Here is an 8439-nt window from a genome sequence, read left to right as displayed (position 1 = left end):
TCTGATTTTGTTTTTTACACTACTAGTTTTAAAGAACTAAATTTAATTAAAAATGATATTATAAATCTTAGGATTATTACTAAAAATATTAACTTTAAAGATTATCTTAGTAAAAATTTTTTTGTACCAAGTTATGATTTTCATAAAACTAATACTCAAAAAGAAAATATCTTAGTGGAGTATTTTTTAAATCAACATCAAAATGAAAAAATCAAAGAATTTTACGGGGCTTTATTTTTTGCAAAAAATGTATCAAGTGAGCTTAGAAATGATGTAAATTTTTACAATATCGCGCATTTAATTGCTATTAGTGGATATCATTTGGGCTTGCTATTTAGCTTTTGCTTTTTGATTTTTGCTCCTTTATATGCCTTTTTTCACAAACGATATTTTCCTTATAGAAGTTTAAAACTTGATATTAGTATTTTTGCTTTCTTGCTTTTAATTTTGTATATATTTTTAATAGACTTTAGCCCTTCTTATATAAGAGCTTTATGTATGAGTATTTTTGCTTTTTATCTATTTAGCAAAAATATTAAAATTTTGAGTTTTAAATTTTTATTCTTAAGTGTAATTTTATGTATAAGCTTATTTCCAAATTTATTATTTAGCGTTGGCTTTTTGTTTTCAAGTTTAGGAGTATTTTATATTTATTTATATTTACATCATTTTAAAGATAATTTTTCAAAAAATTATATTCATATTATTTTTATAAATTTTTGGACTTTTTTAGCAATGATGATTCCTGTATTATATTTTTTTCCACTTATTAGTTTTCAACAATTTTTAGGTATACCTCTAAGCATATTATTTGCTTTATTTTACCCTATAAGTTTATTACTGCATTTATTATCTTATGGAGATGTATTAGATGAAATATTATTAGCATTATTTGATTTTAAATTAAATAGCATATTGTTACATATACCATTAGAAATTTATCTTATTTATATATTTTTATCCTTCATGGCTATTTTTCATCGTTATTTAGCTCTTTTTGTAATTTCTCTTGGTTTTATTCCCTTTATTTTCTTGATTTAAAATCAAATAAACCCTTAAACCCAAAAGATAAATAATCCAAGAAATATAAATCCACAAAAAGAAAAACAATATCACAGAAAAAGAACCATATACATTTAAATAAGTTTTATTATATACAGCATAATATACAAAAATCATCTTAGAAATATACCAAATCACAGAAGCACCAAAAGAACTAATAAGCAAAGTTTTTAAATCACCTTTTTTACTCACTGAACTTGAATAAGATGTAAAAAACAAAGCCCATATAATCACATAAGGTAAAATCTCAAAAAAATTTAAAGCAATATTAAAATCATCTAAGGTTTTTTGTATAAAACCTGAAATGTAAAAACTCACTCCAAGTCCAAGTGGAGTTAATGTTGCCAAAGTCCAATAAGAACTTATACTATGCCAAAGACTTTTAGAGTCTTCTTCTAAAAGCTTATTAATAACATAATCATAACCTGAAAAAAATGCTAAAGAAGTCAAAGCCATAGCTAAAAGACCAATTAAACCAAGATTGACACTATTTTTTAAAAAAGTGTTAATATATTGTGTTATTAATTCTTGTTGAGTTGGGATTAAAAAAGTAAAAATTAAATTTTTAATTCTTTCTTGATACATTTCAAAACTTGGAATTTGAGTAAAAACCCAAAAACATAAAAATAAAAGCGGTATTAAAGATAAAATAGTATAAAAACTCAAAGCTGCAGCATAATTTAAAATTTCTTTATCTCTTATGCTTAAAAGAATTTTTATGAAGTTTTTAAAATTCATCAAAGTCCCATTTTAAAAGGATTAAGTATATTATTTGGATCAAATGCTTTTTTGATATTTCTCATCAAGTCCATTTCAGCTTCACTAAAAGCAAGCTTCATAAAAGGAGCTTTTGAAATGCCTATACCATGCTCCCCACTTAAGGTTCCACCTAAAGAAACTGTAAGCTTAAAAACCTCTTCTACAGCTTCGTAACCTTTTTTAACCAACTCAGGATTATTTTTATCACTTACCATTACATTAGTATGCACATTACCATCGCCAGTATGACCAAAACAAGGGATTTTAAAACCATATTTTTTAGAAATTTCAGCTATGCCTTTTAAAAGATCAGGTAGTTTTGAACGCGGCACTGTAATATCTTCATTAAGCTTTAAATTTCCATACATTGCTATACTTTGAGAGCAGTTTCTTCTAGCAAACCAAATATTGGCTGCTTCTTGCTCATCTTTTGCTATTTTAAACTCTCTTACGCCAGATTCATAAAAACTCTCTTGCAAAATTTTTAAATCTGCTTCAATAGCCTCTTCTACATTGCCATCTACATCAGCGATTAAAATCGCACCCGCATCCATAGGTAAGCCTTTTTGGAATTTTTGTTCTAATGCTTGTATGCTTAATTGATCTAAAAATTCCATAGATACAGGAGTCACACCTTTAGCTAAAGTTTTATAAACTGCATTCATTGCTTCATCAATGCTGTTAAAAATCCCCATAGCTGTCTTTTTAAACTTTGGCAAAGCTACTAGTTTTAAAGTAATCTCACTAAGCACAGCCAAAGATCCCTCACTTGCTATTAAAATTCCAGCTAGATTATAACCCGCTACATCTTTTATAGTTTTTTTACCTGCTCTAATGATTTCTCCATTAGGTAAAACAGCTCTTAAAGCCATTACATAATCTTTAGTTATACCATACTTAGCAGCTCTCATACCCCCTGCATTTTCGCTTACATTCCCCCCTAAAGAAGAATACTCCATACTAGCAGGATCAGGTGGATAAAATAAACCATATTCTTTTGCTTTTTCTTGTAAAGCCATATTTATCACACCAGGCTGCACTACTGCAACTAAATTTTCAAGATCAATTTCTAAAATTTTATTCATATGTTTTTCAAAGCTTAACACTACTCCACCATTAATAGCTAAGCTTCCACCGGTAAATCCACTACCTGAGCCCCTAGGAATAACGATGATTTTATTTTCATTACAATATTTTAAAATTTGACTAATATCATTTTCATCTCTTGGAAAAAGCACTCCATCAGGTAAATAATGCTTTTTAGTAGCATCATAACTATACGCTCTTTTGTGGATAGGATCAAAATGAGCATTTTCAACCCCTAAAAGATCTTGAAAAAATTTTTGATGGATTTCTTGCATTATTTGTCTCTAGTTAAGCTAATTAATTTTTCATAATATACATAATAATTTCCAATTGCTTCATCATTTAAGCTAAAAATATCGCTTTTATAACCTGTAATTCTTGAATAAAATGGAATTTGCAAACTTTGAGCTTGAGGTATGTTAAATTCTTCTATCTTGCCAAAATCTTGACAATCAACTATCTCAGCTTTATTTTCTAAAGCTACCACTAAAAGCCCAACAGCATTTTTTGAACAAAAAGATCTAAAATCTGATCTTCTTGGAGTTTGGCGGTATTCTTGTATCATATGAGCACCAAATAAATCAGGGTGTAAAAAATAAAGTCCATTTAATTTTTGAGCTATAAAATCATACACATTTTTATCAGGAGCTATAATCAAGGCTCTATCATATAAATAATTTAAAACTATTTTATCGCCTACTTGTGGCAATACATTTGGTAAAGGCATAGCATCTTGAGCTAGCATATCAAAAACTTTAAATTGTAATTTAACTAAGCCATTTTCACGCCCTATCACACTAGCTCTTGCAATAATTGATTTTTGTGTATCAATTTCATGCACAACTATACCACTTGAGTGCAATAAAATTCTAGGATCATCTTTTATATAACCATAAATATCATCTACTTTTTCAAGTTTTGTTTGTATTAAATCAAAATTTTTAGCTTGCAAAAATGCTAAAAAACAACAAAGCATTAAAATAATTCTTGACAACTGATACTCCTTAAAAAAGTGTAAAAATTAAATTATATTGTATTTTCCTTACAAAATTGTAAGAAAAATTAAGTAAAATACAAATTTATGTTTAAATTTTAGAAGGCTTTAAAATACCATGAAAAAAATTTTCATATCTTTACTTATATCGATAAAACTTTTTGCTATTTCAAGTGTTGAAGAACTTTCTTGGGAGAATGGCAAAACTTTACTTGATTTTTTACAAGATCACTCCATACCTTTAAATTTATACTATAATCTTGATGCTGAAGATAAAGAACTAAGTGCAGAAATTGCAAGTGGTATTAAATACCAAATGTTAAAAGATGATCAAGGAGAATTAGAACAGGTTTTAATCCCAATCAGTGATGATTTACAAATTCATATTTACAAAAACACTGAAAATAAATTCGTATTAAGTTTTACTCCAATTTCTTATACCAAAGAAAAAAGAACTATTCGCGTAGCTATTAACAATTCAGCTTATCAAGATGTTTATGATGAAAGTGGTAGCGTAACCTTAGCAAGAGCTATGGTAAGAGCTTTTAAAAATAGTGTTAATTTTAAAAATGTTAGAAAAGGCGATAGTGTAGTATTAATTTATGAGCAAAAAAGAAGACTAGGAAGACTTTTTGGCGATATTAATATCCAAGCAGCTTTAGCTAATATTAGAGGTAAAGAATATTCTGTATTTTTATATAAAGATTCTTATTATAATGCTCAAGGAAAAGAGCTTGAAAATTTCTTTTTAACTAAACCTGTCAAATATACAAGGATTTCAGATCGTTTTACTAGAGCAAGATACCATCCTATATTAAAACGCTATAGAGCACACCTAGGTATTGACTATGCAGCTCCAACGGGTACTCCAGTTAAAAGTGCAGGAGATGGAACGATTAGCTTTGTTGGGACAAAAGGTGGTTATGGTAAGGTTGTACAAGTAAAACACATGTCAGGCTATATGACTTTATATGCTCATCTTAGTCGCTTTGCAAAAATCAAACGCGGACAAAAAGTTAAGCAAGGACAAGTGATTGCTTATGTAGGCTCTACTGGTATGAGCACTGGACCACATTTGCATTTTGGACTTTATCTAAATAATAAAGCAATTAATCCTGAAACTATAGTTAAAATTCCAAAATCAAGCTTAAGTGGAAAAAACAAAGAAGAATTTTTAAAAATGGCAAAAGAGTATGAAAACCGCTTGCAAAGCATTGATGAAAATTATAAAAATCCACCAAAAGAACAAAATATAGAAAATTCTATGGAGCTTTGAGATGATGAATGATTTTTTAGAAGCACAAGAACTTTTAAAAAATACTTTCAAAGATCAAAGTACCTATGAAATCAATGAAGCCTTAAAAACTATTAAAAGGCATGATGAAGAGCTTTATTTAAAAACTCTTAAATCTTTTGATACTTACACACTTGCAAATGTAGCTACTATAACGCCTGAACATATCTTAGAAGATATTTTAGAAAACTTAAGCATTATAAAGATTGCAAAAGCAGTAGAAGAGCTTGAAAGTGATGATGCAACAGACTTAATTAAGCGTTTTGAAGAGCTAAATCCACAAAAAACTTTAGCTATTTTAAACCGCTTAAGTTCAGAAGATAAAGAAGAAATTTTACGCCTTAAAAATTATGATGAAAATACCGCTGGTGCTTATATGCAAACAGAAATTTTCACAGCCTCTATTAATGAAAGTATAGAAAAGGCCATTAAAAGATATAGAATTTTAAAGCATTCAGGACAAGTAGATCAAATTTTTCAAGTTTATATCATAGATAAACAAGGAAAACTTTGCAATGCTATCAACCTAAGCGATCTCTTGCTTTGGGATTTTAAACTAAGTTTTGCAGATATTATTAAAAACAACAATGAAAAATATAAATGTTATAGCATTAAAGATCATGAAGATATACAAAAGGCTATTGATATAGTAGAAGATTATGATTTAAGTGTTTTGGCTGTTATAAATGATGATGGAGTGCTTTTGGGTAGAATTACTTATGATGATATTCATGATTTAATCCAAGAAAATGCAACAGAGCAAATTTATAATTTAGCCGGAGTTGATGCAGATGTTGAAGAAGAAAGTGCTTTTAAAGCAGCTAAAGCAAGAGCTTTTTGGCTCATGATTAATCTTACAACTTCATTAATTTCAGCTAATATCATCAGTCTTTTTTCAGGTGAAATAGAACAACTTGTAGCTCTAGCAGTACTTATGCCTATTGTAGCTTCCATGGGAGGTAACACAGGCTCACAAGCCTTAGCGGTAACAGTTAGAAAACTCTCACTCAATGAAGTAGAATTCAAAGATGCTAAAAAAGTTATATTAAGAGAGAGTGGAATTTCTTTATTAAATGGGCTTATATTTGCAAGCGTTATGAGTATTATAGCTTTTATATGGTTTAAAACAGCCCTTTTAGGACTTGTTATAGCTTTGTCAATGCTAATCAATCTAGCCTTAGCCGGTTTTGTAGGCTCTTTTGTGCCATTAACTTTGAAAAAATTTAAAATTGATCCTGCGGTAGGTTCAAGTGTTGTGATTACTGCAATTACTGATGGTTTGGGTTTTTTCAGCTTTTTACTTTTAGCTAAGATGATTTTATTATAAAAAGGAAAATTGTGTCAAGCATTATATATAAAAAACAAAACATAAAACTCATAGGAAATCAACTACAAATTGGCGATAATGCTCCAAAAGTGACTTTAAAAACTAAAAATCTTGCCTCAGTAGAAATAGCACCACCTGGAAAAACTCAAATTTTACTAACTTTTCCTAGCTTAGACACTCAAGTATGCTCCAAACAAGCTAAAGAAACTAACAAAAGATTGGCATCTATAAAAAACATTGAAGTGATTGTTGTTAGCATGGACTTACCTTTTGCTATGGATCGTTTTTGTGCAACTGAAGGAATTGATAATATCATAGTTGCAAGTGATTTTGCCTTTAAAGATTTTGGCACTAATTATGGAGTATTAATACATGATAGTATATTTGCAGGATTATTAGCAAGATCAGCTTTTGTAGTTAAAGATGAAAAAATAATATACAAACAGCTCGTAAAAGAGCTGATGGGAAAAATTGATTTTAAAGATTTAGAGCTTTTTATACAAAACGATTATCGCTATTCTTTAAATTAACCTTCAAAATTGGTAACTATAAAATCTTCTTTTGGAGCTTCAATAAAGCACGATTTTTCTTTTAAGAAAAGCAAATCTACATGCCCTACAGGACCATTTCTATTTTTACCTATAATAAGCTCAGCTTTTTCTTGCACAGGATTTGGCATAAATTTTCTCTCATAAGTTTTGCCTTCATTTTTGGCTTTATTTTCTCTTTCTTTTTCTTCTTGTTCTCTATAAACCTCATCTCTATATACAAATAAAATCGTATCTGCATCTTGTTCTATAGCGCCACTTTCTCTTAAATCACTAAGCATAGGTCGTTTATTTGCTCTACTTTCTAATGAACGATTTAATTGCGAAAGTGCCACTACTGGCATATTTAATTCTCTTGCTAAAAGCTTTAAACCTCTTGAAATTTCACTCACCTGCAAATGCCTATCATTAAAAGCTGAATTACTCATCATAAGGCCGATGTAATCAACTACGCAAAGCTCAATACTCTCATCTTGAGCCTTGATTTTGCGTAAAATTGAACGAATGTCTGCTATGCTAGCATAACCACTATCATAAATATAAAGATTTTTTTGTGCATATTCATTACAAGCATCACCTACCCTACTCCACTCATCATCGTTTAAATCTGCGATTAGAATTTTTTGCAAAGGAATGGAAGTTTTTGCACTGATTAATCTTTGCATGATTTGCGTAGCAGGCATTTCTAGTGAAAACATCACAACACCTTTATTTTGTCTTAGTGTTTTTTCTATAAAATTTAAACAAATTGTAGTTTTTCCCATGCCAGGGCGTGCTGCGATGATTACAAGATCGCCAGGTTTAAAACCTTTTGTCATTTTATTAAGCTCACTAAAACCTGTATCAAGTCCCAAAATATCTTTATTTTCAGCTTCTTTTTGCTTTTTAAACTCATCCATAAGCTCAGACATCACCATAGTCATATCCTTAATACTATTACTATTTACACGGTTTGTAAGATTAAAAATTTCTTTGCCTATTTCATCTGAGATTTGAGAAATGCTTTTATCTTCATTTACCCTTGTAGGTATAGTATAAGCAAAATTTAAAAGTTGGCGTCTAATGGATTTTTCTCTTAATTCATAAGCGTATTTACTCACATCTGCTATGGAAGTAGTAGCTAAAACTTCAGCTAAAATTTGCTCATCTACTTTTTTATGTTTTCTTATAAAACTTGCACTTATAGGCTCGCCTGCATTCACACAAGCTAAAATAGCTTTATAAATATCTTGATGAGCTTTGAGCGAAAAATCATTAATTTCAATATCCGAAGAAACACTAAAAAAAGAATCTTCACTATATATACAAGAACTTAAAATCGCCCTTTCAAGATCTAAATCAAAATGCTCATTATTTTGACTCATACACA

Annotated in this window: 8 protein-coding genes; 4 read left to right on the top strand and 4 right to left on the bottom strand. The window is 29.2% G+C overall.

Going from position 1 to position 8439, the window contains the following annotated elements; genetic code table 11:
* Positions 1-1041: ComEC/Rec2 family competence protein (locus L8W56_RS02465; RefSeq protein WP_263659314.1), on the top strand; the 1041-nt coding region annotated here is incomplete at its 5' end.
* Here the strand turns inward: L8W56_RS02465 and L8W56_RS02460 are convergent.
* From L8W56_RS02460 to L8W56_RS02450, 3 genes are read right to left on the bottom strand one after another with little or no spacing between them, the layout of a single operon-like run.
* Positions 988-1800, bottom strand: a complete 813-nt coding sequence (locus L8W56_RS02460) for a YihY/virulence factor BrkB family protein (protein WP_133319705.1) — start codon at positions 1798-1800, stop codon at positions 988-990. The genes L8W56_RS02465 and L8W56_RS02460 overlap by 54 nt on opposite strands.
* A complete protein-coding gene (locus L8W56_RS02455) occupies positions 1800-3182 on the bottom strand; it encodes an FAD-linked oxidase C-terminal domain-containing protein (protein ID WP_133319706.1) in 1383 nt (460 codons plus the stop codon). The genes L8W56_RS02460 and L8W56_RS02455 overlap by 1 nt, the downstream gene beginning before the upstream one ends.
* The gene (locus tag L8W56_RS02450; protein WP_412175093.1) at positions 3182-3892 is read right to left on the bottom strand and encodes a plasminogen-binding N-terminal domain-containing protein; all 711 of its coding nucleotides are present in this window, start codon (positions 3890-3892) and stop codon (positions 3182-3184) included. The genes L8W56_RS02455 and L8W56_RS02450 overlap by 1 nt, the downstream gene beginning before the upstream one ends.
* Positions 3893-4019: 127 nt before the next feature.
* Between L8W56_RS02450 and L8W56_RS02445 the strand changes: the two genes are divergently transcribed.
* The 3 genes from L8W56_RS02445 to tpx are packed head-to-tail and all read left to right on the top strand — an operon-like array spanning position 4020 to position 7052.
* Complete coding sequence (locus L8W56_RS02445; protein ID WP_133319708.1) at positions 4020-5177, top strand: M23 family metallopeptidase; 1158 nt, start codon at positions 4020-4022, stop codon at positions 5175-5177.
* Between the two features lies 1 nt (position 5178).
* Complete coding sequence (mgtE, locus tag L8W56_RS02440; protein WP_133319709.1) at positions 5179-6522, top strand: magnesium transporter; 1344 nt, start codon at positions 5179-5181, stop codon at positions 6520-6522.
* A gap of 11 nt (positions 6523-6533) precedes the next feature.
* Entirely contained in the window at positions 6534-7052 is a 519-nt protein-coding gene (gene tpx / locus L8W56_RS02435) for a thiol peroxidase (protein WP_263659313.1), read from the top strand.
* Here the strand turns inward: tpx and L8W56_RS02430 are convergent.
* On the bottom strand, positions 7049-8434 hold the full coding sequence (locus L8W56_RS02430; protein WP_257938844.1) for a replicative DNA helicase: 1386 nt from the start codon (positions 8432-8434) through the stop codon (positions 7049-7051). The genes tpx and L8W56_RS02430 overlap by 4 nt on opposite strands.
* Positions 8435-8439: the final 5 nt, after the last annotated feature.

The organism is Campylobacter sp. IFREMER_LSEM_CL1085, assembly GCF_025772235.1.
GTDB classification, from domain to species: Bacteria; Campylobacterota; Campylobacteria; order Campylobacterales; family Campylobacteraceae; genus Campylobacter_D; species Campylobacter_D lari_D.
The sequence above is the reverse complement of the archived record's forward strand: the minus strand, read 5'-3'. Positions and strand labels throughout refer to the sequence as shown.